This is a genomic window from Avibacterium sp. 20-132 (genome assembly GCF_023611925.1).
In the GTDB taxonomy this organism is placed as follows: Bacteria; Pseudomonadota; Gammaproteobacteria; order Enterobacterales; family Pasteurellaceae; genus Avibacterium.
Window position 1 is genome coordinate 1,977,855 of sequence record NZ_CP091456.1, and the last position, 26,292, is coordinate 2,004,146.

The window sequence follows — 26,292 nt, forward strand, 5'->3', positions numbered from 1 at the left end:
TGCTTATTTCCTTCTATGTCCAGCCACGCGTGGGCGCGTGTAATGATCAATGAGTGGCACACAAATGTTTGCCAATAACACAGCAAATGCCACACCATCAGGGTAGTTACCATTGAAGCGGATCAGGCACACCAGTAAGCCAATAATCGTACCAAAAACCAGTTTACCTTTTGGGGTAATGGAAGAGGTAACAGGATCGGTTGCAATGAAAAATGCCCCGAACATCGTTGCACCACTAAACCACTGCCATAAAGGGCTTGGCACATAAGAAGAAAGCAGCCAATGTAGTCCACTTACTAGTAACATTGTGGATAAAAAAGCCGTTGGAATTTGCCAATGAATAATTTTTTTCCAAATTAAAAAGAGCCCACCGAGTAAGAAGAAAAAATTCACTTGCGCCCAACCTAAACCAAGGTTGAGTTCCCCTTTTAATGGCAACACTTGTGCAAAAATCGGTGATTGATTGACTTCACTTATCGCCATATTGATTTTGCTTGCCGTTTTGACGGAATCTAACGGCGTGGCTTGAGTAATACCATCAATGGAATTGGTTAATTGATGTAGGTTGAAACCATCTGTGGTGATGCCGTGGAAAATCAACTGATAAGCATCTTGCAGGCTAGGCGGTTCATTTAATAGGGTTACAGGGGGAAGCCAAGCAGTCATTTGCACAGGAAAGGAAATGAGCAATACCACATAACCGACCATTGCAGGGTTAAACAAATTTTGCCCCAAGCCGCCATAAACGTGTTTGCCGAGTATTACGGCGCAGAATGTGCCAATTAAAATCACCCAATAAGGCGCATAAGGCGGAATTGCCATCGCGAGCATTAATGCCGTTAGCACGACGCTGAAATCACTAATATAAAACAGGGTTGGTTTTTTGCGTAAGCGAGTAACGATAAACTCCAACACTAACGCAAAGGAAATGGCGAGTAGGCTTTGAATCAACACACCAAAACCAAAATAATAAACTTGTGCCGCGAAAGCGGGCAACATAGCCAGGGCAACCCACAGCATAATGCGAGCAGTTAATTTGCCCGAGTGGGTATGTGGCGAACTCATCATTTTAAACATTGATAAACCTTATTCTTTTTCCTTGGATTGATTTTCTTTTGCTTGTTTCTTCGCTTTTGCCCGTGCAATAGCCGCCGTAATAGCCGCTTTTTTCGGATCAAGTGCGGTGGGATTTTCTTGCGTTTTTTCAACCGCACTTTGTATTGCCGTTGCGTTTTCGCGATTTTCTATCACGCCTTGTGCTGCCGTTGAGGCTTCGCGGTTTTCTATCGCACTTTCGCGGTGTTCACTTTTCACAGCCCCTTGTCCTTCAACAAGTGGCAGCGTTGCGTGGGCAGATTGTGCCGTGCCATTCTGTGCCTGTTTCTTCGCTTTTGCTCGTGCAATAGCCGCCGCAATAGCGGCTTTTTTCGGATCAAGTGTGGTGGGATTTTCTTGCGTTTTTTCAACCGCACTTTGTATTGTCGTTGCGTTTTCGCGGTTTTCAACCGCATTCTGTGTTGCCGTTGAGCTTTCGTGGTTTTCTAACGCACTTTCGCGGTGTTCGCTTTCCACAGCACCTTGTTCTTCAACAAGTGGCTGCATTGCGTGGGCAGATTGTGCCGTGCCATTCTGCGCTTGTTTCTTCGCTTTTGCCCGTGCAATAGCCGCCGCAATAGCGGCTTTTTTCGGATCAAGTGCGGTGGGATTTTCTTGCGTTTTTTCAACCGCACTTTGTATTGCCGTTGCGTTTTCGCGGTTTTCAATCGCACTTTGGCGGTATTCACTTTCCACAGCCCCTTGTTCTTCAATAAGTGGCTGCGTCGCGTGGGCAGATTGTGGCGTGCCATTCTGTGCCTGTTTCTTCGCTTTTGCCCGTGCAATAGCCGCCGCAATAGCCGCTTTTTTCGGATCAAGTGCGGTGGGATTTTCTTGCGTTTTTTCAACCGCACTTTGTATTACTGTTGAGCTTTCGCGGTTTTCAACCGCATTCTGTGTTGCCGTTGAGCTTTCGTGGTTTTCTAACACACTTTCGCGGTGTTCGCTTTCCACAGTCCCTTGTTCTTCAACAAGTGGTTGTGTTGAGTGGGAAGATTGTGGCGTGCCATTCTGTGCCTGTTTCTTCGCTTTTGCCCGTGCAATAGCCGCCGCAATAGCGGCTTTTTTCGGATCAAGTGCGGTGGGATTTTCTTGCGTTTTTTCAACCGCACTTTGTATTGCCGTTGCGTTTTCGCGGTTTTCAATCACACCTTGTGCTGACGTTGAGTTTTCGCGGTTTTCTATCGCACTTCCACTATTTGTTTGAGTTGAATTTTCTGTGGTGTTGGCTTTTGCGTTTTCAGGTTGTGCATTATGGATTGAGGCTTGTTTTCTTGCTTTGGCTCGTGCGAGTGCGGCAGCAATAGCGGCTTTTTTGGGATCAACTGTGAGATTTTCCGCAGAATTTGTGTTCTGTGGATTTTCTTGCATTTGATTTTCTGATGCAGCACGTTCTTGTTCTGCTTGTTGGCGAGCTAAGCGACGAGCTTTGCGTTGCGCCATAATATCGGAATTATCTGGTTGAAGCTGACCTTTTTCATCCACAAAGGTTTTTACATTTGGAGTTTCGTTGTCCGTTTGTTTTTTAGCTTTTAGGCGCGCTAATGCCGCTTGAACAGGATCTATGCCGTTTTGTTTTGCGATTTCTTCACGACGCGCTTCGGCAGCTCGTTGGGTACGCGCTTTGCGGGCTTGTTCTTCTTTCTCTAAACGTGCTTGGCGCGCTTCAAAGCGTAGTTTGGCTTCGTGGGATTTTTGTGCTTGTTCTTTGATTTCCCAAATTTTTGCTTTTTCTTGACGGAAATATTGGATAAGCGGAATGTGGCTTGGGCAAACATAGGCACACAAGCCACATTCGATACAATCTTGCAGGGCATATTGTTCTGATTTTTGATGATCTTCACTGCGTGCAAACCAATAGAGTTGCTGTGGCATTAAATGCACAGGACAAGCATCAGAGCAGGCAGAACAGCGAATACAAGCTTGTTCAGGTTCGGGTTCGGCATACTCAAAATGATCAGGCGCAAGCAAGCAGTTGGTGATTTTTGTAACTGGCGCGCTGAGATTTGGCAAAATAAAGCCCATCATAGGTCCGCCCATAAACACGGGAAAACGCCCATCATATTGGTAGCCGACTTGTTGTAATAGTGCAGAAATAGGTGTTCCCAAGCGTACCCATAAATTACCTTTGCGGGGGATTTTATCACCTGTTAGCGTTACCACACGTTCAATTAAAGGTTCGTCATTTATCACCGCTCTTTTGATCGCAAAAGCGGTGCCAACATTGTGCATTAGTACGCCAATGCTGGAAGAACGCTGTCCGCTTGGTACTTCAATGCCGGTTAGCACTTGAATAAGCTGTTTTGCCGCACCAGAAGGATATTTTGTGGGAATAACACGAATTTCAATATCATTTGCCCCTTTTAAAGCGTGTTTAAGGGCTTTTACGGCGTTGGGTTTATTGTCCTCAATGGCGATGACCACTTTTTCGGGGCTTAAAATATAGCGTAAGATCCGTATTCCTTCGATGATCTCGTTAGGATAATCTTGCATTAGCCGATCATCACAGGTGATATAAGGTTCACATTCTGCACCATTGATAATCAGCAGTTTTACTTTATTTTCTGCCGATTGAATTTTAGCCGCAGTAGGGAACACGGCACCGCCTAACCCCGCAATGCCGGCGTGATAAATTTTTTCGATAAGCTGTTCTGGCGTTTGGGTGAGAAAATCCTCAATCGGGTGTTGTGTACGCCATTGGTCTTTACCGTCTGCCTGAATTTGAATGGTTAGCTCAGGTAAGCCAGAAGGGTGAGCGGCAATATAAGGGGTAATGGCCGTAACAATGCCTGAAGTTGGGGCGTGTACGGGCAGATTACGCAAGCCTTCACCTAAGGTTAATGGCTGGCCTTTTAGCACCTTATCTCCTTCTTTTACCAACAGATTTCCCGCATTGCCTGCGTGCTGTTTAACAGGTACATAGTAGGTTTCTACCAACGCCGCTGGGCGAATTGGGACGTGATTAGATTGTGATTTCATTTCAGGCGGATGAATTCCTCCTGCGAAATCCCATAATCTTCCAGAATTAAAATGGGTTAATACATCAGCCATTATTTTTCCGCTCCCTGATTCTTTGAGTTGCGGTTTGCGGTAATATTTAGCACCGGAATGGTTAAGCTGGGATCGAATTTCCAATCCCAATGATCAATGTCTTGTTCTATTTTTATCATTGAAATGCAATCTGTCGGGCAAGGCGCAACACAGAGTTCACAACCTGTACAAAGATCTGGAATGACGGTGTGCATCGCTTTATTGGTGCCAATAATGGCATCAACGGGGCAGGCCTGAATACATTTGGTGCAGCCAATACACATCGCTTCGTGAATCAGTGCGACTTTTGCGGCGTTATCTTCTTCATCAAATTCTGTTGCAGGTACGTCCACGCCTAATAAATCGGCAATTTTAACCACTAATGGCTGCCCACCCGGAATACATTTGGTAATCACATCACCTTGTGCAATTGCTTCAGCATAAGGTTTACAGCCGGGATAGCCACATTGCCCGCATTGGCTTTGTGGGAGCAGTGCATCAATTTTTTCTACGATAGGATCCGCTTGCACTTTCAGTTTGATTGAGGCTAAACCTAAAATAGCACCAAAAATTAAAGCAAGCACGCTGATAGCGAGAAGGACATAATATAAGGTTGTCATTTTACATTCTCACTATGCCAGCAAAGCCCATAAAGGCAAGGGACATTAGCCCTGCTGTAATCAATGCGATAGATGCACCGCGAAATGGCATTGGCACATCTGCAGCGGCAAGGCGTTCACGCAAGGCGGCAAATAGCACCAGCACAAGGGAAAAACCGAGTGAAGCGCCAAAACCGTAAACCACGGATTGGGTTAAATTATGGGCTAAATTGACATTGAGTAATGCCACGCCTAACACCGCACAGTTGGTGGTGATAAGGGGCAAAAATACACCGAGTAGGCGATAAAGGGTTGGGCTTGTTTTGTGAATGACCATTTCAGTAAATTGCACCACCACAGCAATCACTAAAATAAACACTAAGGTGCGTAAAAAATTGCCATTAAATGGCGTCAGTAAGTAGCGATCAATTAAATAAGAGCAAAGGGAGGCAACGGTGAGTACAAACATTGTAGCAAGCCCCATTCCAATGGCGGTTTCGATTTTTTTCGATACCCCCATAAAAGGACAAAGCCCTAGGAATTTCACTAGGACAAAGTTATTAATAAGTGCGGTGCTAATAATTAATAAAATATAGTCAGTCATCGGTTCATTATCCTTGCTTTCATTGCATTGTTATGATTTTTATATAGTTGAAAGCCAAGTTGTCAGAAAAAATCTCGCTCGCTATTATCCTAGTTTCTTGCTGGGATAACAATAGAAAATTTTAGGTAGATGTTGAATTTATAGCGATTATGACGTAGTCTTACGTTGTATTTTATCTATTCAATAAAGGAAAGAAAATGCTAAAAGAAGAAGGTTATGATGCGTTTTTGGCGGAAAGGATTGCAGAGGCAATTGCCGCCGCGGAGCGGGGGGAAGCAATGTCTTTGGAAGAATGGAAAAAACACACCGATGAATTATTAAGACGAAAAGCCCTAGAATTAGACGCTTTAACTCGAGAAGAAGAGCTAGAGTTAGGATATGTCAGCTAAAAAGCTAGAGATTACTTTACCTGCTATCAGACAGATTGATGGAATTCTAACCAATGTATCAGACTATACTGGCTCTGTAAAAAGCGCAGAAAAATTAAATTCTGAGCTACAAAAAGTTTTCCACCGTATTGCATTTTTTCCCAAAATTGGCAAGAAAAGAGGTGATGAAATGAGGGATTCATTTTGCCGCCATTACCGCATTGTCTATCGTGAATATGAAGATCGTGTCGAAACGAAAATATCCCCTTTTATCTTCTTAAATTTTTTGCCAAAAACGCCGCAAAATTCTCCACTTTAAATTCAAACCCCGCATCAATCAGGCGAGTGGGGCGAATGCGTTGGCTGTCTAATAATAATTGTGAGCGATCACCTAAAAGCCAACGTAATACAAATGCTGGCACGTTAGCGCAATGAGGGCGGTTAAGGAAATTTCCGAGCTGTTGGTTGAAATCCTGATTGGTGATCGGTTGTGGGGAAGCGAAGTTGAAGACGCCTTCATATTGTCTATTTTCTAATAAAAATAAAATTCCCGCGATCATATCTTGTAAGCTAATCCAAGCCCAATATTGTTTGCCACTACCGAGTTTTCCGCCTAAACCTAGGCGATATAACGGTAATATTTTGCTTAATGCACCGCCGTTTGGACTTAATACCATTGCCGTGCGTAATAAACACACGCGAGTGTTGGCTTGCCTTGCCGCGGCTTCCCATTGTTGGCATAGCTGGGCGGGAAATTGTGTGCTAGCAGGGGTTGTTTCATCAATCCAATGATCTTGGTGATCACCATAGAACCCCGTCGCCGATCCTGAAATCAAGGTGTGAGGCGGACAATCGCTTTGATTGATAAGTGCGGTTAAATTTTGCGTTAAATTTACTCGGCTTGCAAAAAGTTTGGCTTTTTGTTTGGCTGTCCAGCGGTGATTGAAAATAGGTTCACCGGCTAAATTAATGACGGCATCAAATTCATTGAGATTTTTTAATAATGCAAGATGATCAATTTGTTGCACTTCATTTGGAAACCGTTCGGGCTGAATGTTGCGTGTTAAAAGGCAAATTTTATGTCGTTTGGCGAGAAGTTGCGGGATCAAGGCTGAACCAATCAGCCCTGTGCCGCCTGTGAGTAAAATCTTCATTTATAGGCTCGTTTCAAATAATTCTTGCACTCGTTGCATTAACGCTAAAATCGCCGTGCCTGAGGTCGGTGTGATAAAAATAGTATCATCTCCAGCAATCGTGCCAAGAATGCCATCGGCTTTGCCCACTGAATCTAATAAGCGAGCGATAAGCTGTGCTGCGCCGGGGCTGGTTTTCACCACGATCAAAAAATCGTTATGATCGATGTCTAATACCAAGTTTTTTAATGGGCTGCTTGACGTTGGCACGCTTAATTCAGCGGGTAAACAGTACACCATTTCCATTCGGCTGTTACGCGTGCGAACCGCCCCAAATTTGGTGAGCATTCGAGAAACTTTAGATTGATTAATATTATTAAAACCGAGCTGTTGTAGGGCGTTTACAATTTCCCCTTGTGAACCGAAGCGTTCTTGTTCGAGCAAGGTTTTAAATGTCGCGATTAAATTATCATTTTTGTCTGTTGTCATCGTTTTAGGCTTCATAATAAGGTTGTATTGCAAATATGGGCAGGAATTTTGCATAAAAATTCAATTTTTAGCAAGTTGAAAACACCATAACAGAAAGGAAATTCAACAAGGTTAAAATAAATTTTTTAAAACTTTGAATTAGATCTCACTATTGAATTTCTCTGTTTGAATTTGCTAGGGGATAAGTCTAAAATTCAACTAATTTGATTTATAACCAAAAAGAGGAGTATTAGATGAAAGTTGCAGTTTTAGGTGCCGCAGGCGGAATTGGTCAAGCCTTAGCATTATTGCTAAAGTTACAGCTACCAGCTGGTTCAGAATTATCGCTTTATGATATTGCCCCTGTTACGCCCGGTGTAGCCGTGGATGTTAGCCATATCCCAACCGCGGTAACAGTGCAGGGGTTCTCAGGTGAAGATCCTACACCTGCGTTGCAAGGCGCAGATGTGGTGTTAATTTCTGCTGGGGTTGCGCGCAAGCCGGGTATGGATCGTTCAGATTTATTTAATATTAATGCGGGAATTGTGCGTAATTTGGTTGAAAAAGTTGCGCAAGCTTGCCCGAAAGCCTGTATTGGTATCATCACCAATCCAGTCAATACAACAGTAGCTATTGCGGCAGAAGTGTTGAAAAAAGCGGGTGTTTATGACAAACGTAAATTATTTGGTGTTACGACACTTGATGTTCTTCGTTCTGAAACTTTTGTGGCAGCGTTAAAAGGACTTGATGTATCTCGTACAGCTGTGCCAGTGATTGGTGGACATTCAGGGGTAACCATTTTACCGCTATTATCTCAAGTGCCGTATGCACAATGGAAAGAGGAAGAAATTGCGCCACTGACAAAACGTATCCAAAATGCCGGAACAGAAGTGGTGGAAGCAAAAGCGGGCGGCGGTTCTGCAACCCTTTCTATGGCACAAGCCGCTGCACGTTTTGCCCATTCTTTAGTAAAAGGTCTGAGCGGTCAAACTGTGGTGGAATGTAGTTATGTAGAGGGCGATGGTAAATACGCACGTTTCTTCGCTCAGCCAGTTCGTTTAGGTAAAGAAGGGGTTGAAGAAATTCTGCCAATTGGTGAATTAAGTGCTTTTGAACAAAAAGCATTAGAAGATATGCTACCAACATTACGTGCTGATATTGAATTAGGCGAGAAATTTGTTAATGGCTAATTTTTAGCTAGAAAGTAAAAAAGGGCATTTTTTGTGATGCCCTTTTTTAATGGCGGTGATGGGCGTTATTTCACACTTTGCCCCAAATGAATTTCATAACCCAAATTAATAATATGGCTTTGCACAGGGAGTCCTTTTAAACGGTTTAGTAATTCTTGTGCGGCGATCTTGCCAATTTCTAACCTTGGCGTAATCACGGTTGCGAGCTGGGGTGTCATTGATTGTCCGACATCGTGGCCGTGAAAGCCAGCAATCGCCATTTCCTGTGGGATTTTAATCCCTAATCGTTGGCATTCAAAGATAGCCCCTATGGCTAAATCATCATTGGTACAAAAAATCCCGTTAGTGTCAGGATATTCACTCAAGGCTTGGCGAAGTAAATGTGCGCCTAAGGTGAAAGAAGAGGGTTCAGAGGTAATTAAACTATGTGGTGTGAGACCGTGCTTTTTCATTGCATTTTCATAGCCTTGCATTTTTAATTGGGTGCGTTTATCCATTCGAGCGGTAAAATATACGATTTTGTTATGACCATAATGGATCATCGTTTCTACCATAGATTGCGCAGCCGCCACATTATCAAAGCCTACCACTTGTTGAATACCCATTTCGCTGCTATCCATAATTTCAATCACAGGAATATTGGCGACTTCCAACATTTTTAGGGTTCGGGGGCTATGATGATTTTCCGATAAAATCAAGCCGTCCACATTATAAGAAAGTAGGCTTTCAATACGTTGTTCCTCTTTTTTTTCGCTATATCCGTAGTGTGCGACCATTGTTTGATAGCCCGTTTTGTCTGTAATTAGCTCAATGCCTTTTAGCACTTCAGCAAATACTTGGTTTGTAAGTGAGGGGAGTAATACACCAATGGCAAGGCTTTTCGCATTAGATAAAATATCTGGCGCACGATTAGGGATATAGCCAAATTGCTCAATTGCTGCAGCAATTTTTTGCTGGGTTTCTAGTGCAACAGAATCGGGCTGACGTAAATAACGGCTAATCGTCATTTTCGTTAAACCAAGATGATCGGCAATCATTTGTAATGTAGGGCGTTTTCGTCTATTCATTAGTGATATTTATCAGCAAAATAATAAGGCACATTTTAACTGATTTAAGACAAAAATTTCACAAAAAATCACCGCACTTGATAAATCAGCGTATAATAACCTCATTCACTCATCAGTTGATGGTAACGCGAGGATGCTATGCAAAAAGAAACAGATTTGAACGACGTACAAAATGCGCTAGATCAAACGGTGGCAGAAACCATTCGTTTAACACAATACAGTCACGGCGCAGGGTGCGGTTGTAAAATTTCACCAAAAGTCTTAGAAACCATTTTACATTCGGAAATGGAAAAGTTTGTTGATCCAAATTTATTGGTTGGCAATGAAACCAAAGATGATGCTGCTGTTTATGATATTGGTAATGGATTAGGCATTATTAGTACAACGGATTTCTTTATGCCGATAGTCGATGATCCTTTTGATTTTGGGCGTATTGCGGCGACTAATGCCATTAGTGATATTTATGCGATGGGAGGCAAACCGATAATGGCAATTGCTATTTTAGGTTTCCCAATTAAATTGTTACCACCGAGTGTGGCAAAACGGATTGTTGAAGGTGGACGCTTTGCTTGCCAACAAGCCGGTATCGCGCTGGCTGGTGGGCATTCTATTGATTCACCAGAACCCATTTTCGGCTTAGCCGTAACGGGAGTGATTTCTACGGACAAAGTGAAAAAGAATGCTTCCGCACAAGCAGGCTGTAAACTTTATTTGACTAAACCATTAGGCATTGGGGTTTTAACCACAGCAGAGAAAAAAGGTAAGCTCAAGCCAGAACATAAAGGGCTTGCCAGTGCAACAATGTGCCAAATGAATAAAATCGGTAGTCAATTTGCCGAATTGGAGGCAATCACCGCGATGACGGATGTAACCGGTTTTGGTTTGCTTGGGCATTTAAGTGAGATTTGTGAAGGTTCACAGCTCAAGGCTAAAGTGTATTTTGATAAAATTCATACCTTAGATGGCGTGATTCGTTATATTGAAAAAGGTTGTGTGCCGGGTGGAACAGGGCGAAATTTTGAGAGTTACGGACATAAAATTTCACCAATGAATGAGCAACAAAAAGCGGTGTTGTGTGATCCGCAAACTTCAGGTGGGTTGTTGATTGCTGTGAAGCCAGATGCAGTGGCGCAAGTAATGGCATTGGCGCAGCAAGAGGGGATTGAATTATTTGAAGTGGGAGAACTCACTGATCAAGAACAGCAGTTTTTGATTGAAGTTGTGTAGTGCCTAAAAGAAAACTCCCTCAAATAATTGAGGGAGTTTTTTTATGTTTATTTTACTTGATCCAGTAAAAATTGGGTCAGCAAGTTTACAGGACGACCTGTCGCCCCTTTGTTTGCGCCTTGTAACCACGCTGTGCCAGCAATATCTAAGTGCGCCCACGTATATTTTTTTGTGAAATTAGATAAAAATTCACCTGCGGTAATCGCACCGCCCCAACGCCCACCAATGTTGGCAAGATCAGCAAATGGAGATTTAAGTTGTTCTTGATATTCTTCACTTAAGGGTAAACGCCAAGCTTTATCGGCACTTTGTTGTGCGGCATTTAATAGCTGTTCTGCGAGATGATCATTTGGCGACATTAAACCGCTGTTGTGCTGACCAAGTGCCACCACACAAGCCCCAGTGAGGGTAGCAACATCAATCACTAACTCAGGCTCAAAACGTTCTACATAAGTGAGCGTATCGCACAGCACTAAACGTCCTTCTGCATCGGTATTCAGCACTTCAACGGTTAAACCACTCATTGTAGTTAAAATATCGCCGGGGCGATAAGCATTGCCGTCGGGTAAATTTTCACAGCCAGCTAAGACACCAATCACATTTAATGGCAATGCTAATTCTGCTAATGCGTTCATCACGCCATAAACAGACGCCGCACCTCCCATATCGTATTTCATTTCGTCCATACTGTCGGCAGGTTTTAAGGAAATACCACCTGCATCAAAGGTTAAACCTTTACCCACTAAAACAATTGGTTTGGCTTGTGGATTAGGGTGATTGCGATACTCAATAATGGAAAGTTGAGCTTCATTCTTACTGCCTTGAGATACCGCAAGATAGGCATTCATTCCAAGCTCTGCCATTTCTTTTTCACCCAGTACGGTGGTGCGAATGTGCGGTGATTTTTCGCTGAGTTTTTTGGCTTGCTCGGCTAAATAGGCTGGATTACACACATTGGGTGGGCAATTTGCCACATCTTTTGCTAAGGCAACACCTAATGCAATGGCTTGACCTTGCTGAATGGCTTTTTCAGCCTCTGTAAGCTGTACGGGTTCAACCGCAAACACCACTTCCTGCAAGACGGAACGTTTATCAGATTTTTGGCTTTTAAATTGATAAAATTGATAAAAACTTTCAGCAATGCCTTCTACCGCAAATCTCACATTCCAATAAAGATCACGTTCGTTGATTTGCACTTCCGTTAAAAAGTTATGCACTTGTTCCGCATTGGTAGCCTTTACTGCTTGAATAGCACTTTTGATGACTTGTTTATATTGACGAACGCTAAGTTCTTCTTGTTTGCCACAACCCACTATAAAAATGCGTTCGAGATTTGTATTAGATAAACGCAAGGTAACCACTTCACCGAGTTTGCCTTTCATATCACCTACACGAATAAGTTGGCTAATAGCGCCTTGGCTTAATTGATCAAGTGTTTGTGCTGCGGGAGAAAGTTTTCCTTCTTCAAACACAGCAACGATAACATTACCTGTTACCGCAGAAAGTGCGGTGTTTTTTACAGTATATTTCATTTGTTCCTCACTAATTTACTGCCTTCTGTTGAAAAATACGTTATTATACGCCATTCAATTTGAAACGACTTCTATAAAAATTGCAAGCAAAATAACATAGGCAATACGGTGATTTTAACAAGATATTTAACGAAAGAAGTATTAAAAAGCCAAATGGCGATCCTGTTCATTTTACTTCTCATTTTTTTCTGCCAACAACTTGTGCGTGTACTTGGTTCGGCTGCAAACGGAAAAGTGCCAGCAGATTTGGTATTTTCCTTATTAGGATTGGGGATGCCGACAATGGCACAATTAATGTTGCCTTTGTGTTTATTTATTGCTTTATTGCTTACCTTTGGTCGCCTTTATGCAGAAAGTGAAATTACGGTAATGCGCGCTTGCGGTGTAGGGCAACGTTTATTAGTAAAAGTCGCATTAATTTTATCTTTAGCCACTGCGGGATTAGCCGCTTACAATGCGTTGGTTCTTTCGCCTTGGGCATTACAAAAGCAAAGCCAAATCGTCAAAGATGCAAAAGCAAACCCAACAATGGGGGCGTTAGCAGCAGGGCAGTTTATTTCAGCGAATAGTAGTGATTTGGTTTTATTTATTGATAAAGTTCAAAATAATACCATTGAAGGGGTTTATGTTTTTCAAATGCAAAATAAAAAAAATGAAAAACCCTCTGTCATTATGGCTGATCGTGGTGAACTCACCGCGTTACCAAATGGTGATCAGGTGTTAAACCTCACCCATAGCCAACGCATTGAAGGGAGTGCCGTATTACCTGATTTCCGTATTACCGATTTTGAGCAGTATCAAGCCTATTTAGGTTATAAAGCTACAGAAAATGAGACTGATGATGCCGAAACTTTGCCCTTAAGCCAACTATTAAATAGCACAACACCGGCGGGTAAAACAGAGCTTCATTGGCGCATTACACTTATTTTAGCGGTTCCTATTATGGCATTAATCGCGGTACCACTAAGCCGTGTTAATCCACGCCAAGGACGATTTGCCAAAATTTTACCCGCACTTTTACTTTATCTCATTTATTTTTTATTGCAGAGTTCTTTTAAATCAGCGGGGGCAGCAGGGAAAGTCGATGCAAGTGTGCTTATGCCAGTGGTAAATTTTAGCTTTTTGGCGTTAGGTATATTATTGAATGGCTGGAACAGTGCCTTTATGTACAAAATTCGCTATCAATTATTCAAAAAACGTGCCTAAGGAATAAAAATAATGATGAATACATTAGACCGTTATATTGGAAAATCCATTTTAGGGGCGATTTTTGCCACCTTGCTTACCTTAGTTGGACTCTCAGCAATTATCAAATTTGTGGAGCAATTTCGTAGCGTAGGGCGAGGAACTTACGATGTATTACACGCGGGACTTTTCACGGTATTAACAATTCCAAAAGATATTGAAACCTTCTTTCCAATGGCGGCACTACTTGGTGCATTAATTGCCTTGGGAAATCTAGCTAGTCGTAGTGAATTAGTGGTTATGCAAGCGTCAGGATTTTCACGCTTAAAAATTGGTTTTGCCGTAATGAAAACCGCCATTCCCTTGGTGATCATTACAATGATCATTGGTGAATGGGGGATTCCTCAAACGGAACAATTTGCACGAGATATGCGTGCCAAAGCGATTTCTGGCGGAGAAATGCTTTCCGTTAAAAATGGCGTGTGGGCAAAAGATGGCAATGATTTTATCTATGTGAGACGAATTACCGACAACGTAAAACTCAATGATATTTATATTTATCATTTCAATGATAAACGCCAGTTAGAACAAGTCAGCCACGCGAATCAAGCAGAATTTAAAGAGGGCAACTGGCAATTAATGCAAGTGAATAAATCACGAATTGCTACAGACAAAATTACAACAACAAATTATCTTAACGAAGCGTGGCAAACCACCTTAACGCCTGATAAATTGGGCATTGTATCCTTACGTCCAACCTCACTTTCTATTTCAGGGCTGGCAGATTATATTGCGTTTATGAAAGAAACTGGGCAAGACGCAAAACGTTTTGAACTCACTTATTGGCGTAAACTCTTCCAACCAATTTCCGTTGGGGTAATGATGTTACTTGCGCTTTCTTTCATTTTTGGTCCATTGCGTAGTGTTACAATGGGCGCAAGAATGATCACTGGAATTTGCTTTGGCTTTTTATTTTATGTCGTTAATGAGATTTTCGGCCCACTCAGTTTAGTTTATAATGTGCCGCCAATTGCAGGGGCATTAATGCCTAGCGGGCTATTTATTCTTATTACTTGGTGGTTATTAGCACATAAACGTTAATACTAAAGTGCGGTATAAGAAAGAGCCATTTTTATAATCGCTTTTTGATTATTTATAACAGGAAATTTTATGACAGAAAACAATTCACTCACCTTGGTAACACATACGCTTTCTCAATGGAAAGATTGGCTGATTGGTTTTATTCCTAATATTGTTTCAGCCATTATTTTACTTACACTTTTCTATTTTTTAGCCAACATTCTGAGCAAAGTCGCACTGCGCATCTATAGCCGTTTATTTGCCAAAAACTTGCGTGCGGCGAAAGGCATTGCCATTGGCGTGAAAATACTGATTTGGTTTTTAGGCATTATTCTGGCGTTAGAAGTATTACATCTTGCCTCATTTCTAACTCACTTACTGGCTGGTGCAGGAATTGTGGGCATTATCGCCGGATTTGCCTTTAAAGATATTGCATCTAATGCGTTTTCAGGCTTATTAATTAAATCAGAACAACCTTTTGATATTGGAGATTGGGTAAATATCAACAATTCAATTGGTAAAGTAATGAACATTGGTTTAGTTACCGTAGAATTAATGACCATTGAAGGGGAAACCGCCTTAATTCCAAATCAGATGATTTATAGTGGCGAGTTTTTTAATTATTCTAAATTGAAAAAACGCCGCGTGATTTTATCTACGGGCGTGTCTTATGGTGATGATCTGGATAAAGTTCGCCAAGTTACCTTAGCATTAATGCAAGAGTGGGATTTTGTAATCGATAAAAATGACATCAATTTCTACTTTACTGATATTGGTAGTTCAACCTTTGATTTCGTTATTCGTTTCTGGGTAAATTTTGTAACCTATGAAGATTATTTAGAATCCAAAAGCCAAGCAATTATGGCGTTGAAAAAACGCTTTGAGCAAGAAAATATCAGCATTGCCTACAACGTAACTACGCTTGATTTTGGCGTAAAAGGTGGTGTGAACTTGTTCGATAAAACTCTTCAACTCAATGACAATCGCGCAACCGCAAAAGCACAATAACGAAAAAACAAACGTGAGCCTATCTTTCAACGATAGGCTTTTTTATCCCAAGTAAAAAATTTACTTTATTTCTTTCTATAAAGTGCGGTGAAAATGCGTGAAATTTACACCGCTCTTTAAAATTGACTAAAATTACTTCACTCATCATTAAATTGACAAATTTTACTTGCAAGCAAAAATCAACTCCGTATAATTCATCACATCTAAAGCATAACAAATGCTTTTACCTAAATATCTCTTTAGCCAGTGTGACGAAATTGGTAGACGTAGCGGATTCAAAATCCGCCGCCCTTAAAAGCGTGTCGGTTCGAGTCCGACCACTGGCACCATATTTAAAACTACTCCTTTTAAAGCCAATACGCATTAACGTTAATTTCTTTGTTAAGTGTGTAAATTATGAATTTATTACAAAACGCTTTAAATAAGCCCTTTGTTATTACTGTAGCTTCAACCAAAGGTGGACGGCAAAAAGTATAAATGCAGCAAATATTGGTGCATTTTGCGCTGAATATCGCTTAAAAACTCTTCTCATTGATACTGATACCCAACTGACATTAAGTTCTTATTATGCTTTGGATTATCAGGCTCCCGATGGCACTTATGAATTTTTACATTTTAGAGATGTAGAACCATCACATATTATTCCCAAAACGCAAATTCCTAACCTTGACTTGATTCAGTCAAACGACCCATTAAATAAAATTAGTCCAATGCTACGAGATTCGCCAGATGGTGCGCTTCGTTTTAGCTTATTTTTAAGTAAAATCAAAGGCTATGATGTGGTTATTGTCGATACTCGCGGTAATCGTGACATTACTGTTGATATGTCTGTATTAGTTGTGGATGTCCTTTTCGGCTCTATTTTTCCACATATTTTATTTGCAACAGAATTTGATGACTCAAAAATATTACTGGATTTTACTGTACCAGATAAAGTGGCTTATCGCGAAGCTACGACATTCTCCAGTCCCTGTTTATCAATAAAACCGAGCGGAATATAAAACAATCCAAAAACTCTGTTCATTACTGATGCCTCAATTTGCTCAAAGCCATTTTATGGATAAGGAGTAAGGTATGAATACGAAGCAACCAATAGAACGTTATTCTATAGATGCGGAAAGCTCGGTTCTTGGTGGACTTATTATTGATAATACTCTCTTTAGATGAGATAGTTGATGTAATCACTTCAAATGACTTTTACCTGCACGCACATCAGATTATTTTCAAAGGGATTCTTTCATTATTAAGTAATGTTAAATCCGTCGATATATTAACGCTTGAACAATATTTTAAAGAACAAGGTATTTTGGAGCAGCTAGAAGGATTAGCCTATATCGCTCAGTTAGTGAAGATTACTCCAACTACAGCTAACTTTAAGGCTTACATTGATATTGTTGTGCTATACAGCAAGCACCGTAAACTTTTAAGACTGGGTCAGAATATTATTTCTGAAATACAAGTTGCTAAATCAGCCGAAAAATTAGATGAATTACTTGAAAATATAGAAAAACAATTTACTGATTTAACACTATCTTAGCAGACAAATGGTATTACAGATTTAAATGAAACGTTAGAAAAGATAGCACTTCGAATGGAGTCTTCTGCTAAAAATACTGATCCCGTTACTGGCACTCCTATAGGAGTTCAAGAATTAGATGAAGTTACTATAGGAGGACAAGCTGGCGACTTTATTGTAATCGGAGCAAGACCTTCCATGGGAAAAACTGAATTTTGCCAGACGACTGCTTACCATACCTTAGAAAAATTCAAAGGTTTACCTATTCAGTTCTATAGCCTGGAAATGCCGGCAGAACAAATTCTGCAACGTTTTCTAGCTATGTGAGCTTGAATAAGTTTACAAGCTATCTGCAAAGCAGGGCAGTTAGATGAAGATGAATGGGCAAAAATCTCACTTACAATGGGCATGTTTTAAATGAATGGAAAAACCGCTTGCTCATTGACGATGAAGGTGGCCCCCAAAAAAATTACGTTCGAAAGTTCGTTATAAAATTCGCAAATATGGCAAACTGGTGGGAATTTTTATTGATTACTTGCAATTAATGCAAGGTTCTCGTCGTTACGAAAATCGTCATTTAGAAATTACCGCAATTTCTCATTCTCAAGTGTTAAAAAGTTTAGCGAAAGAAGTGGATTGTCCTGTTTACGCTCTCTCACAACTTAACCGAAGCTTGGAGCAGCGTGCAAATAAACGTCTAATGAATGCCGATTAACGAGAATCGGGCTCTTTAGAGCAAGATGCAGATCTCATTCTGTTCATTTACAGAGATGAGTTCTATAACGAACAAACTGAACATCCTATGAATCTCTTTATCTTGAAATTGATCTTGATGAGCGAAAATTCAAAAAAATTGTCACGAAACAACATGAGATAGAAAATCATGTTGTTCATAGCCTTGAACAAATTACACAACACCAAGACCCCTTTAAAGGGTAACCAAAGTAATCTCTAAACACGGTTTTCGGTCTTTCACACATCCCTTAAGGGATGTGTGAAGTAAAGGCCCTTATAGGGTAGCCTCAAAACCTCAAGTTTCACGTGCGGATTATTATTTTGACGTGTAAAATCACATCTTCTCAACAGTTTTAATTCCCAACAAATCTAATCCTTGCTTTAAGGTTTTCTCTGTGAGTAATGCCAGTTTCAAACGGCTGAGTTTTATTCCTTCATCTTCGTTATTAAGAATTGGGCAATGTTCGTAGAAACTTGAGAAGACGCCGGCTAATTCATAAAGATAGGCACAAAGAATATGCGGTGAACCTTCTTTTGCCACTTGTTGGATTGCTTCTTCAAATTGAAGTAATTTGAGGGCTAAGGTACGTTCTTTTTCATCAATGATGTTAATTGGCGCATCGGCAAGTTGTTCGCTGCTAATGCCTGCTTTATTGAAAATAGAACGGATACGCGTGTAAGCATATTGCATATAAGGGGCGGTGTTGCCTTCAAAGCTGAGCATATTATCCCAATCAAATACGTAATCTGTTGTGCGGTTTTTGGACAGATCGGCATATTTCACTGAACCAATTCCCACCGCTTCAACCACGGCCGCTTTTTCTTCTGCAGAAAGTGCGGTGCTTTTTTCGCTAATTAATTTATCGGCACGCTCAATGGCTTCATCTAGGAGGTCAGCTAATTTTACTGTTCCGCCAGTACGTGTTTTAAATGGCTTGCCATCTTTACCTAGCATCATACCGAAATTTTTATGTTCTAATTGGAAGCTATCTGGTACATAACCAGCCTTGCGTGTAATCAGCCACGCTTGTTGCATATGTTGGCTTTGGCGTGTATCTGAAAATACAAGTGCACGATCCGCTTTTAAGGTTTCATAGCGATATTTGGCGGCGGCAATGTCTGTGGTAGTGTATAAAAATCCACCATCTTTTTTCTGCACGATCACGCCCATTGGATCGCCATCTTTGTTTTTAAATTCATCAAGATAAACCACTAATGCGCCGTCATCTTCCACAGCAAGCCCTTGTGCTTTCAGATCTTCTACAATAGCAGGTAGCATTGGGTTATATAGGCTTTCGCCCATCACATCTTTTTCTGTGAGGGTAACGTTTAGGCGATCGTAATTGCGTTGGTTTTGTTGCATGGTAATATCAACCAACTTTTTCCACATTGTGCGGCAGTATTCATCGCCACTTTGTAATTTCACTACATAATTACGCGCTTTTTCAGCAAAGGCTTCATCGTTGTCGTAATGTTCTTTTGCTGCACGGTAAAAGGCCTCTAAATCGCTCAATTCCATTTCGCTGGCGTGTTCATTTTCCATTTTTTCTAAATAGGCGATAAGCATACCGAACTGCGTTCCCCAGTCGCCAACGTGATTAGCACGAATCACCTTATGCCCTAAAAATTCAAGGGTACGCACCACTGAATCGCCAATAATGGTCGAACGCAAATGCCCGACGTGCATTTCTTTTGCTACATTTGGTGAAGAATAGTCGGCAACAATCGTTTCTTTCTTATCGGTGTGAATGCCTAGATGAGCGTCTTTCAAGGCAACTTGCACATTATCCGCAAGCCAAGTTGGGGAGAGAAAAATGTTAATAAAGCCGGGGCCTGCAATTTCAATGTTGTTTGCAATAGGCTCGAGGTTAAGATGTTCTAGCACGTTTTGTGCAAATTCACGGGGATTTTGCCCCAATTTTTTTGCAGCAGCCATAATGCCGTTTGCTTGATAATCGCCAAATTGTGGTTTGTTGGATTGGCGTACAAGGGCTTCGCATTGTTCATCTGCCCCAGCTTGGATCATTGCGTGCTTAATTTTGTCAGATAAAATGGATTGAATATTCACGGTTTATCCTTAATTTTAAATTGTGAAAATAAAATAATCCGCTATGATACCGTTCTTTCTGGATTAAGACAAAGATAAAGCAGGAAAAAATGATAAGTCGCGAACAAAATTTTTCATTTTTTGACAACCCTTTCTTTTCCTACGATGAATTTGCCAAATTTGAGCAGCAGATTTTACAATTGGCGGAAAAAATGGCATTGCCGTTGCAAGATTATGTGATTGATCACCTTGCGGTGCGCGTGAACAGCGAGCAATCAGCACAACGTTGGCTCAGTGCGTTATTAATGTGCGGTGAAATTTTAAGTGATAATATCGTCAATGGGCGAAAAATCTATCTTATTCAATTAGATACGCCATTAACCTTTGCCAATCAGTAAGTACAGATCATTGAATTACCTTTCCCGAAAAATAAACATTATCCACAAGAAGGGTGGGAACATATTGAAGCGGTCATTCCTTTTTTGCCTAAAGAAACGGCAAATGCGTGGGTTGAGCGTATAAATTCGCATTTTTTATGGAACAAAATGACAGATGTGAGCGTCAAAGTGAGTGAACCTAAGGTAGAGGGTGAAAGGCTCCCCAACCCTTCAATTGCAGTGAGTTGTGATCATTCCACTTGCATTAAGGTGCATCCTTATCATATTAAGACGATTGTGGTGTCTTGATAAGGGAATAAAGATAACAAGTTAAATAAAGGTGTATTTCTTATGAAAAAAATGAGTTTAGCATTAGCAATTTTAATGAGCATTGGCTTAGCAGGTTGTGCAAATCAGGATATTTACAGCGGTGATGTGTATTCTGGTGGACAAGCAAAAGAAGCGCGCTCAATCAGCTATGGTACGATTGTTTCTGTAAGAGCGGTGAAAATTCAAGCAGAAAATGAAGGAGTAATCGGTACTGTTGGTGGCGGTGTACTTGGCGGTATTGCGGGTTCTGGCATTGGTGGCGGTACAGGTCAAGCGATTGCAACGGCAGTTGGTGCAATTGCGGGTGCCGTGATTGGTAGCAAAGTAGAAGAAAAAGCAAGCCAAGTGAATGCGCAAGAATTGGTGATCAGAAAAAATGATGGTAAACAAATTGTGGTTGTACAAAAATACAATGAAAAATTTGTTCCGGGAGCAAAAGTTCAAATCGTAGGTGATTCAAAGCTTAATGTGTCGGTCATCTAATTTGATTGTCATAAAAAGTGCGGTAATTTTTACCGCACTTTTTTGTTATTGCGCCTAAGCGTATGTATTTCTCCCTTTTATGTTAATTGAGGTATTTTCGCTATTTCACCGTTCTTTTTCTTAATTCTCACCTCAATTTGGTATATGATAGGCATAAATTTTTATCATAATCAAAAACGGATTTATGGCGAAACAATACCCTTCAAACTCAAAAGATAAAAAAGTTGAGCAGATTAATATCCCCCCTCATTCCATTGAAGCAGAACAAGCCGTGATCGGCAGTATGTTGCTGACCGATACCCATTGGGATGCGGTTTCTGAACGCATTATTGCTGAGGATTTTTATACCTTTGAGCATCGTTTGATTTTTCAACATATTATGAATTTGATCCGCAATAATAAACCCGTGGATCTTCTTACCTTAGATGAAACATTAAAAGCGGCAGGGGTGAGCGAAGAAGTGGGCGGTTTTGCCTATTTAGCAGAACTGTCAAAAAATACACCAAGTGCCGCGAACGTGCTGACTTATGCCGAGATTGTACGAGAGAAAGCAATTTTGCGTGAACTTATCGCGTCCAGTAATAAAATTGCTGAAATGAGCTATCAAACTAAAGGGCGAGATGTAAAAGAAATTCTTGATGATGCCGAACGTGAAGTGTTCAGCATTGCAGAAAAGCGTACCACGGCGAGTGAAGGGCCGCAAAATATCATTGATATTTTGGATAAAACCATTGATAAAATTGAAGTGCTAAGTATGAGCGAAACCCATAATGGGGTAACAGGGGTAACGACGGGCTTTATTGATTTAGACCGCAAAACCGCAGGCTTACAGCCTTCGGATTTAATTATTGTTGCCGCACGCCCTTCTATGGGGAAAACCACCTTTGCGATGAATTTATGTGAAAATGCCGCATTAGCCAGTGATAAACCTGTGTTGGTCTTTAGTTTAGAGATGCCTTCAGAGCAAATTATGATGCGTTCTTTAGCTTCTCTTTCCCGGGTGGATCAAACGAAAATTCGGACTGGACAAGGTTTAGATGAAGGGGATTGGGCGAAAATTGCCAGCACCTTAGGGATATTTAGGAAAAAACCCAATTTGTATATTGATGATTCTTCAGGGCTAACGCCAACTGAATTGCGTTCGCGTGCGAGACGCGTGTATCGCGAACACAGCGGGCTGAGCCTGATTATGGTGGATTATTTGCAGTTAATGCGTGCGCCCGCGTTTTCCGATAACCGTACCTTGGAAATTGCAGAAATTTCGCGTTCTTTGAAAGCCTTAGCAAAAGAGTTGGAAGTGCCTGTGATTGCTCTTTCACAGCTTAACCGTACCTTGGAAAACCGTGCGGATAAACGTCCTGTAAACTCAGATTTACGTGAGTCAGGATCTATTGAGCAAGATGCGGATTTGATTATGTTTATTTACCGCGATGAAGTATATAACGATAATTCGGAAGAGAAAGGCATTGCAGAAATTATTATCGGTAAGCAACGTAATGGCCCGATTGGTAAAGTGCGGTTAAAATTTAACGGACAATTTTCTCGTTTTGACAACCTTAAAGATCAACCTGATTATTCTTACGAGTAGGCATTATGATTGATGTAAAACCCGCTACGGCAAAAATTAGCTCACAGGCATTAAAACATAATATTGGGGTGATCAAACAAAAAGCACCACATAGCAAAGTGATTGCCGTCGTAAAAGCTAATGCCTATGGACACGGTGTGGCGTTTGTCGCCTCTGTGTTGGAAGAATTTGTCGATTGTTTTGGCGTTGCGCGCTTAGAAGAAGCACTCACATTACGTTCAAATGGGATTACAAAGCCCATTTTATTATTAGAAGGCTTTTTCCGCGCGAAAGATCTACCGATTATTGCCGTCAATAATATCCAAACTATCGTGCATAACGAAGAGCAGTTAAATGCCTTACAGCAAGCCAATTTACCCAACCCAATTAACGTTTGGCTCAAAATTGACACGGGAATGCACCGCCTTGGTGTCGCGTTAGAGGAAGTAGAGACATTTTGCCAAGCGCTTGAAAAATGTCCAAATATTGAACCGCACTTTGGTTTTGTGAGTCATTTTAGCCGTGCCGATGAATTAGAATCAGATTACACCCAAAAGCAACTTAACGCATTTCTTCAAGCGACGAAAAATAGAGTAGGGGAGCGTAGTATTGCCGCCTCTGGGGGCATTTTATTTTGGCCTGAAGCGCATTTGGATTGGATTCGTCCCGGCATTATTTTATATGGCATTTCACCGAATAACGTACCAAGTCAAGAATACGGCTTAATGCCTGTGATGACACTCACTTCATCGCTGATTGCCGTGCGTAATCATAAAAAAGGCGAACCCGTAGGATATGGTGGAAAATGGGTGAGCGAACAAGATACCAAAATTGGTGTTGTTGCCATTGGCTATGGAGATGGCTATCCAAGAGATATGCCACAAGGGACTCCGGTTTATCTTAATGGACGTCGTGTGCCAATTGTGGGCAGAGTATCAATGGATATGCTCACTGTGGATCTTGGTCAAGACAGCCAGGATCAAGTGGGGGACGAAGTAATCTTATGGGGTAAGGAATTACCTATTGAAGAAATCGCAGCAATAAGTGGCATTTTAAGTTATGAATTAATAACAAAACTCACCCCACGAGTTTTGACGGAATATATTGATTAATTTTTTAATTAAACTTAATAAAAGGAAACTCAAATGAAAAACATCAACCCAACCAGCACGCAAGCGTGGAAAGCCTTAGAACAACATAAAAACAATCTAGGCGAAACCACTATTCAACAATTATTTGCGCAAGAGCCTAACCGTTTTAAAGATTATTCTTTAACCTTTAATCAGGATATTTTAGTGGATTATTCAAAAAATAATCTTACTCAAGAAACCTTAGGGCTATTGCGTCAATTAGCGGAAGAATGTGGCTTGCAAGCCGCAACGGAAGCGATGTTCAGCGGGGAAAAAATTAACCGCACTGAAAACCGTGCTGTGCTACACACCGCATTGCGTAATCGCTCAAATACCCCTGTCTTGGTGGATGGTAAAGATGTGATGCCAGAAGTGAATGCGGTACTTGCTAAAATGAAATCGTTCTGCGATCGTGTTATTTCAGGGGAATGGAAAGGCTATACAGGCAAAGCCATTACCGATGTGATTAATATTGGTATCGGCGGTTCAGATTTAGGGCCTTATATGGTTACTGAAGCCTTACGCCCTTACAAAAATCACCTGACAATGCACTTTGTCTCTAATGTAGATGGCACACATATCGCTGAAACATTGAAAAAAGTGAATCCAGAAACCACGCTGGTGCTAGTCGCATCAAAAACCTTCACTACGCAAGAAACAATGACCAACGCAAATTCTGCACGTGATTGGTTCTTAGCCAGTGCGAAAGATGAAGCGCATATTGCAAAACATTTCGCCGCACTTTCAACTAACGCAAAAGAAGTAGAAAAGTTCGGCACTGATACGGCAAATATGTTTGAATTTTGGGATTGGGTTGGCGGACGCTATTCCTTATGGTCAGCGATTGGCTTATCTATCGCCCTTTCTATCGGCTTTGAAAACTTTGAAGCCTTGCTATCGGGGGCGCACGAAATGGATAAACATTTCCGCAATGCGCCGCTTGCAGAAAATATTCCTGCAACATTAGCCTTAGTGGGCTTATGGAACACCAATTTCCTTGGGGCGCAAACAGAAGCTATTTTGCCTTATGACCAATATTTACACCGCTTTGCCGCCTATTTCCAACAAGGTAATATGGAATCAAACGGAAAATATGTAGGACGTGATGGTAAAGTGGTGGATTACCAAACAGGCCCAATTATCTGGGGGGAACCGGGTACAAACGGACAACACGCGTTTTATCAATTAATTCACCAAGGTAAAATTTTAATTCCTTGTGATTTTATTGCCCCTGCACAAACTCATAATCCACTTTCAGATCATCATCTGAAATTATTGTCTAATTTCTTTGCACAAACGGAAGCATTGGCGTTTGGTAAGACAAAAGAAGAAGTAGAAGCAGAATTTGTGAAAGCGGGTAAATCCCTTGATGAAGTGAAAGAGATTGTACCATTTAAAGTGTTCACTGGTAACAAACCAACCAACTCAATTTTATTGCAAAAAATCACGCCATTTAGCTTAGGGGCATTAATTGCAATGTATGAACACAAAATCTTCACTCAAGGTGTGATCTTCAACATTTTCAGCTTTGACCAATGGGGAGTAGAACTTGGCAAACAGCTTGCTAACCGTATTTTACCAGAGCTTGAAAACAACAGCGAAATCACCAGCCACGACAGCTCAACTAATGGTTTAATCAACCAATATAAAGCGTGGCGTTAAGATACAAACGAGTCTAGTGAATGAATAAGCGGGGGAATACCCGCTTATTTTTTTATTGATTTATGGCATGAAGGTTTTGAACTATTTTTATAGTCAAAAAAATGATACCAAGATCACAAATTTAGTTAAATTATTTTAACTTTTATAATTCTGTAACGTACAATATGTTTATTCAATAAAGGGAGTGTATCAATGAAATTAGCAAAAGCGCTATCAGAGGCGGATAAAAAAATTTTATCTTCTTATTTCCCGCTAGCTGATCTTTTAGCGAGCTTACTTGGGGACTTTGCTGAAGTTGTTATTCATGAATTGAGTGAACTGAGTTGCTCTGTGGTAAAAATTGTTAACGGCTTCCATACGGAGAGAAAAGTTGGATCTCCTATCACGGATAAGGCTTTAAAAATTTTAAAGGAATACCAAGATAATTTTTCATATCTAGAAAAAAGTTATTTTTCTACCATGGCAAATGGGAAAGTGATGAAATCCACTACACATATTATTTTAGGTGAAAAAGGTCAGCCAATTGGTTTATTTTGTATTAACTTAAATTTATCTTCTTCTTTCTATTCTATCTTGCAAACCTTTCAAATACCTTCTGAGCCTCATTTAAATAATGAAGCTTTTGGTGCTGATGTGGGGCATTTAGTTGAATTAGCTTTACAAAAAGCAGCACTACAGATTAGTAATCAGGCTAATGTTACTGCGAAGAATAAAACGAAGTTATTAATTTCATTATTGAATGATAGTGGGATTTTTGAGTTAAAAGAGGCGATTAATTTAGTCGCTGAAAAATTGGGGATTACGAAACACGCTGTATATAAGCATTTGCGCGAGTTGAAATCTTGTTAATTATACTTAT

General features: G+C 40.8%; 23 protein-coding genes, 1 tRNA gene and 3 pseudogenes. 18 read left to right on the forward strand and 9 right to left on the reverse strand.

Annotated features, from left to right (window positions below):
* Positions 1 to 3: 3 nt before the first annotated feature.
* Genes rsxD through rsxA form a run of 4 tightly spaced genes read right to left on the reverse strand, consistent with a single transcriptional unit; the run spans position 4 to position 5,328 of the window.
* A complete protein-coding gene (gene rsxD, locus L4F93_RS09450) occupies positions 4 to 1,077 on the reverse strand; it encodes an electron transport complex subunit RsxD (protein WP_250350051.1) in 1,074 nt (357 codons plus the stop codon).
* Between the two features lie 9 nt (positions 1,078 to 1,086).
* A complete protein-coding gene (gene rsxC, locus L4F93_RS09455; protein WP_250350052.1) occupies positions 1,087 to 4,146 on the reverse strand; it encodes an electron transport complex subunit RsxC in 3,060 nt (1,019 codons plus the stop codon).
* Positions 4,146 to 4,745: an electron transport complex subunit RsxB gene (rsxB, locus tag L4F93_RS09460; protein ID WP_250350053.1), complete on the reverse strand. Its 600-nt coding sequence runs from the start codon at positions 4,743 to 4,745 to the stop codon at positions 4,146 to 4,148. Before rsxB ends, rsxC begins: the two co-directional genes overlap by 1 nt.
* A 1-nt stretch (position 4,746) precedes the next feature.
* Positions 4,747 to 5,328, reverse strand: coding sequence for an electron transport complex subunit RsxA (gene rsxA / locus L4F93_RS09465; protein WP_250350054.1), 582 nt, complete (start codon positions 5,326 to 5,328; stop codon positions 4,747 to 4,749).
* Positions 5,329 to 5,525: 197 nt separating this feature from the next.
* On the opposite strand from rsxA, the gene L4F93_RS09470 reads away from it, so the two are divergent.
* Together L4F93_RS09470 and L4F93_RS09475 are read left to right on the forward strand one after the other, a co-directional pair.
* Positions 5,526 to 5,717 carry a hypothetical protein gene (locus tag L4F93_RS09470; RefSeq protein ID WP_250350055.1) on the forward strand — a complete coding sequence of 64 codons (192 nt, stop codon included), beginning with the start codon at positions 5,526 to 5,528 and terminating at the stop codon, positions 5,715 to 5,717.
* On the forward strand, positions 5,707 to 6,015 hold the full coding sequence (locus tag L4F93_RS09475) for a type II toxin-antitoxin system RelE/ParE family toxin (RefSeq protein ID WP_250350056.1): 309 nt from the start codon (positions 5,707 to 5,709) through the stop codon (positions 6,013 to 6,015). The genes L4F93_RS09470 and L4F93_RS09475 overlap by 11 nt, the downstream gene beginning before the upstream one ends.
* Here L4F93_RS09475 and L4F93_RS09480 read toward each other — a convergent pair.
* Complete coding sequence (locus tag L4F93_RS09480) at positions 5,966 to 6,850, reverse strand: TIGR01777 family oxidoreductase (RefSeq protein ID WP_250350057.1); 885 nt, start codon at positions 6,848 to 6,850, stop codon at positions 5,966 to 5,968. The genes L4F93_RS09475 and L4F93_RS09480 overlap by 50 nt on opposite strands.
* Entirely contained in the window at positions 6,851 to 7,318 is a 468-nt protein-coding gene (gene argR, locus L4F93_RS09485) for a transcriptional regulator ArgR (RefSeq protein WP_250351677.1), read from the reverse strand.
* A gap of 233 nt (positions 7,319 to 7,551) precedes the next feature.
* Here argR and mdh point away from each other — a divergent pair, with 233 nt between their 5' ends.
* A complete protein-coding gene (gene mdh / locus L4F93_RS09490; protein ID WP_250350058.1) occupies positions 7,552 to 8,487 on the forward strand; it encodes a malate dehydrogenase in 936 nt (311 codons plus the stop codon).
* 65 nt (positions 8,488 to 8,552) lie between these two features.
* Here mdh and gntR read toward each other — a convergent pair whose 3' ends face one another.
* Positions 8,553 to 9,554, reverse strand: coding sequence for a gluconate operon transcriptional repressor GntR (gene gntR / locus L4F93_RS09495; protein WP_250350059.1), 1,002 nt, complete (start codon positions 9,552 to 9,554; stop codon positions 8,553 to 8,555).
* A gap of 189 nt (positions 9,555 to 9,743) precedes the next feature.
* Here gntR and selD point away from each other — a divergent pair, with 189 nt between their 5' ends.
* Positions 9,744 to 10,781 carry a selenide, water dikinase SelD gene (gene selD / locus L4F93_RS09500; protein WP_250351678.1) on the forward strand — a complete coding sequence of 346 codons (1,038 nt, stop codon included), beginning with the start codon at positions 9,744 to 9,746 and terminating at the stop codon, positions 10,779 to 10,781.
* 47 nt (positions 10,782 to 10,828) lie between these two features.
* Here the strand turns inward: selD and L4F93_RS09505 are convergent, their stop codons facing one another.
* The gene (locus L4F93_RS09505; RefSeq protein WP_250350060.1) at positions 10,829 to 12,313 is read right to left on the reverse strand and encodes a leucyl aminopeptidase; all 1,485 of its coding nucleotides are present in this window, start codon (positions 12,311 to 12,313) and stop codon (positions 10,829 to 10,831) included.
* A 108-nt stretch (positions 12,314 to 12,421) separates the two neighbouring features.
* Here L4F93_RS09505 and lptF point away from each other — a divergent pair, with 108 nt between their 5' ends.
* From lptF to L4F93_RS12405, 8 genes and pseudogenes are all read left to right on the forward strand, one after another.
* Entirely contained in the window at positions 12,422 to 13,519 is a 1,098-nt protein-coding gene (gene lptF, locus L4F93_RS09510) for an LPS export ABC transporter permease LptF (protein ID WP_250350061.1), read from the forward strand.
* A gap of 12 nt (positions 13,520 to 13,531) precedes the next feature.
* On the forward strand, positions 13,532 to 14,599 hold the full coding sequence (gene lptG, locus L4F93_RS09515) for an LPS export ABC transporter permease LptG (RefSeq protein WP_250350062.1): 1,068 nt from the start codon (positions 13,532 to 13,534) through the stop codon (positions 14,597 to 14,599).
* Positions 14,600 to 14,668: 69 nt separating this feature from the next.
* A complete protein-coding gene (locus tag L4F93_RS09520) occupies positions 14,669 to 15,586 on the forward strand; it encodes a mechanosensitive ion channel family protein (RefSeq protein ID WP_250350063.1) in 918 nt (305 codons plus the stop codon).
* A 242-nt stretch (positions 15,587 to 15,828) separates the two neighbouring features.
* Positions 15,829 to 15,915: transfer RNA gene (locus L4F93_RS09525), tRNA-Leu, on the forward strand.
* 67 nt (positions 15,916 to 15,982) lie between these two features.
* A pseudogene (locus L4F93_RS09530) lies at positions 15,983 to 16,657 on the forward strand (ParA family protein).
* A gap of 61 nt (positions 16,658 to 16,718) precedes the next feature.
* Positions 16,719 to 17,123, forward strand: coding sequence for a DnaB-like helicase N-terminal domain-containing protein (locus L4F93_RS09535; protein WP_250350064.1), 405 nt, complete (start codon positions 16,719 to 16,721; stop codon positions 17,121 to 17,123).
* Between the two features lie 54 nt (positions 17,124 to 17,177).
* Entirely contained in the window at positions 17,178 to 17,429 is a 252-nt protein-coding gene (locus L4F93_RS12400; protein WP_254714685.1) for a DnaB helicase C-terminal domain-containing protein, read from the forward strand.
* Between the two features lie 187 nt (positions 17,430 to 17,616).
* Positions 17,617 to 17,979: pseudogene (locus L4F93_RS12405) on the forward strand (DnaB-like helicase C-terminal domain-containing protein).
* A 192-nt stretch (positions 17,980 to 18,171) separates the two neighbouring features.
* Here the strand turns inward: L4F93_RS12405 and argS are convergent.
* Positions 18,172 to 19,905, reverse strand: coding sequence for an arginine--tRNA ligase (gene argS / locus L4F93_RS09545; RefSeq protein WP_250350065.1), 1,734 nt, complete (start codon positions 19,903 to 19,905; stop codon positions 18,172 to 18,174).
* An 89-nt stretch (positions 19,906 to 19,994) separates the two neighbouring features.
* On the opposite strand from argS, the pseudogene L4F93_RS09550 reads away from it, so the two are divergent.
* The 6 genes and pseudogenes from L4F93_RS09550 (at position 19,995) to L4F93_RS09575 (ending at position 26,282) form a co-directional block, all read left to right on the forward strand.
* Positions 19,995 to 20,570, forward strand: a pseudogene (locus L4F93_RS09550) (VOC family protein).
* A 42-nt stretch (positions 20,571 to 20,612) separates the two neighbouring features.
* Positions 20,613 to 21,074: a glycine zipper 2TM domain-containing protein gene (locus tag L4F93_RS09555; protein ID WP_250350066.1), complete on the forward strand. Its 462-nt coding sequence runs from the start codon at positions 20,613 to 20,615 to the stop codon at positions 21,072 to 21,074.
* A 184-nt stretch (positions 21,075 to 21,258) separates the two neighbouring features.
* Positions 21,259 to 22,662, forward strand: a complete 1,404-nt coding sequence (locus L4F93_RS09560; RefSeq protein WP_250350067.1) for a replicative DNA helicase — start codon at positions 21,259 to 21,261, stop codon at positions 22,660 to 22,662.
* A gap of 5 nt (positions 22,663 to 22,667) precedes the next feature.
* Positions 22,668 to 23,753, forward strand: a complete 1,086-nt coding sequence (alr, locus tag L4F93_RS09565) for an alanine racemase (protein ID WP_250350068.1) — start codon at positions 22,668 to 22,670, stop codon at positions 23,751 to 23,753.
* A 33-nt stretch (positions 23,754 to 23,786) separates the two neighbouring features.
* Positions 23,787 to 25,433: a glucose-6-phosphate isomerase gene (gene pgi, locus L4F93_RS09570; protein ID WP_250350069.1), complete on the forward strand. Its 1,647-nt coding sequence runs from the start codon at positions 23,787 to 23,789 to the stop codon at positions 25,431 to 25,433.
* Positions 25,434 to 25,625: 192 nt separating this feature from the next.
* Positions 25,626 to 26,282: a helix-turn-helix transcriptional regulator gene (locus tag L4F93_RS09575; protein WP_250350070.1), complete on the forward strand. Its 657-nt coding sequence runs from the start codon at positions 25,626 to 25,628 to the stop codon at positions 26,280 to 26,282.
* Positions 26,283 to 26,292: the final 10 nt, after the last annotated feature.

What these genes read in the sequence shown, in the direction of transcription:
- rsxD (WP_250350051.1), bottom strand. Translation starts at nt 1,077, where the DNA reads ATGTTTAAAATGATGAGTTCGCCACATACCCACTCGGGCAAATTAACT.
- rsxC (WP_250350052.1), bottom strand. Translation starts at nt 4,146, where the DNA reads ATGGCTGATGTATTAACCCATTTTAATTCTGGAAGATTATGGGATTTC.
- rsxB (WP_250350053.1), bottom strand. Translation starts at nt 4,745, where the DNA reads ATGACAACCTTATATTATGTCCTTCTCGCTATCAGCGTGCTTGCTTTA.
- rsxA (WP_250350054.1), bottom strand. Translation starts at nt 5,328, where the DNA reads ATGACTGACTATATTTTATTAATTATTAGCACCGCACTTATTAATAAC.
- L4F93_RS09470 (WP_250350055.1), top strand. Translation starts at nt 5,526, where the DNA reads ATGCTAAAAGAAGAAGGTTATGATGCGTTTTTGGCGGAAAGGATTGCA.
- L4F93_RS09475 (WP_250350056.1), top strand. Translation starts at nt 5,707, where the DNA reads ATGTCAGCTAAAAAGCTAGAGATTACTTTACCTGCTATCAGACAGATT.
- L4F93_RS09480 (WP_250350057.1), bottom strand. Translation starts at nt 6,850, where the DNA reads ATGAAGATTTTACTCACAGGCGGCACAGGGCTGATTGGTTCAGCCTTG.
- argR (WP_250351677.1), bottom strand. Translation starts at nt 7,318, where the DNA reads ATGACAACAGACAAAAATGATAATTTAATCGCGACATTTAAAACCTTG.
- mdh (WP_250350058.1), top strand. Translation starts at nt 7,552, where the DNA reads ATGAAAGTTGCAGTTTTAGGTGCCGCAGGCGGAATTGGTCAAGCCTTA.
- gntR (WP_250350059.1), bottom strand. Translation starts at nt 9,554, where the DNA reads ATGAATAGACGAAAACGCCCTACATTACAAATGATTGCCGATCATCTT.
- L4F93_RS09505 (WP_250350060.1), bottom strand. Translation starts at nt 12,313, where the DNA reads ATGAAATATACTGTAAAAAACACCGCACTTTCTGCGGTAACAGGTAAT.
- lptG (WP_250350062.1), top strand. Translation starts at nt 13,532, where the DNA reads ATGATGAATACATTAGACCGTTATATTGGAAAATCCATTTTAGGGGCG.
- L4F93_RS09520 (WP_250350063.1), top strand. Translation starts at nt 14,669, where the DNA reads ATGACAGAAAACAATTCACTCACCTTGGTAACACATACGCTTTCTCAA.
- L4F93_RS12400 (WP_254714685.1), top strand. Translation starts at nt 17,178, where the DNA reads ATGGAGTCTTCTGCTAAAAATACTGATCCCGTTACTGGCACTCCTATA.
- L4F93_RS09555 (WP_250350066.1), top strand. Translation starts at nt 20,613, where the DNA reads ATGAAAAAAATGAGTTTAGCATTAGCAATTTTAATGAGCATTGGCTTA.
- L4F93_RS09560 (WP_250350067.1), top strand. Translation starts at nt 21,259, where the DNA reads ATGGCGAAACAATACCCTTCAAACTCAAAAGATAAAAAAGTTGAGCAG.
- alr (WP_250350068.1), top strand. Translation starts at nt 22,668, where the DNA reads ATGATTGATGTAAAACCCGCTACGGCAAAAATTAGCTCACAGGCATTA.
- pgi (WP_250350069.1), top strand. Translation starts at nt 23,787, where the DNA reads ATGAAAAACATCAACCCAACCAGCACGCAAGCGTGGAAAGCCTTAGAA.
- L4F93_RS09575 (WP_250350070.1), top strand. Translation starts at nt 25,626, where the DNA reads ATGAAATTAGCAAAAGCGCTATCAGAGGCGGATAAAAAAATTTTATCT.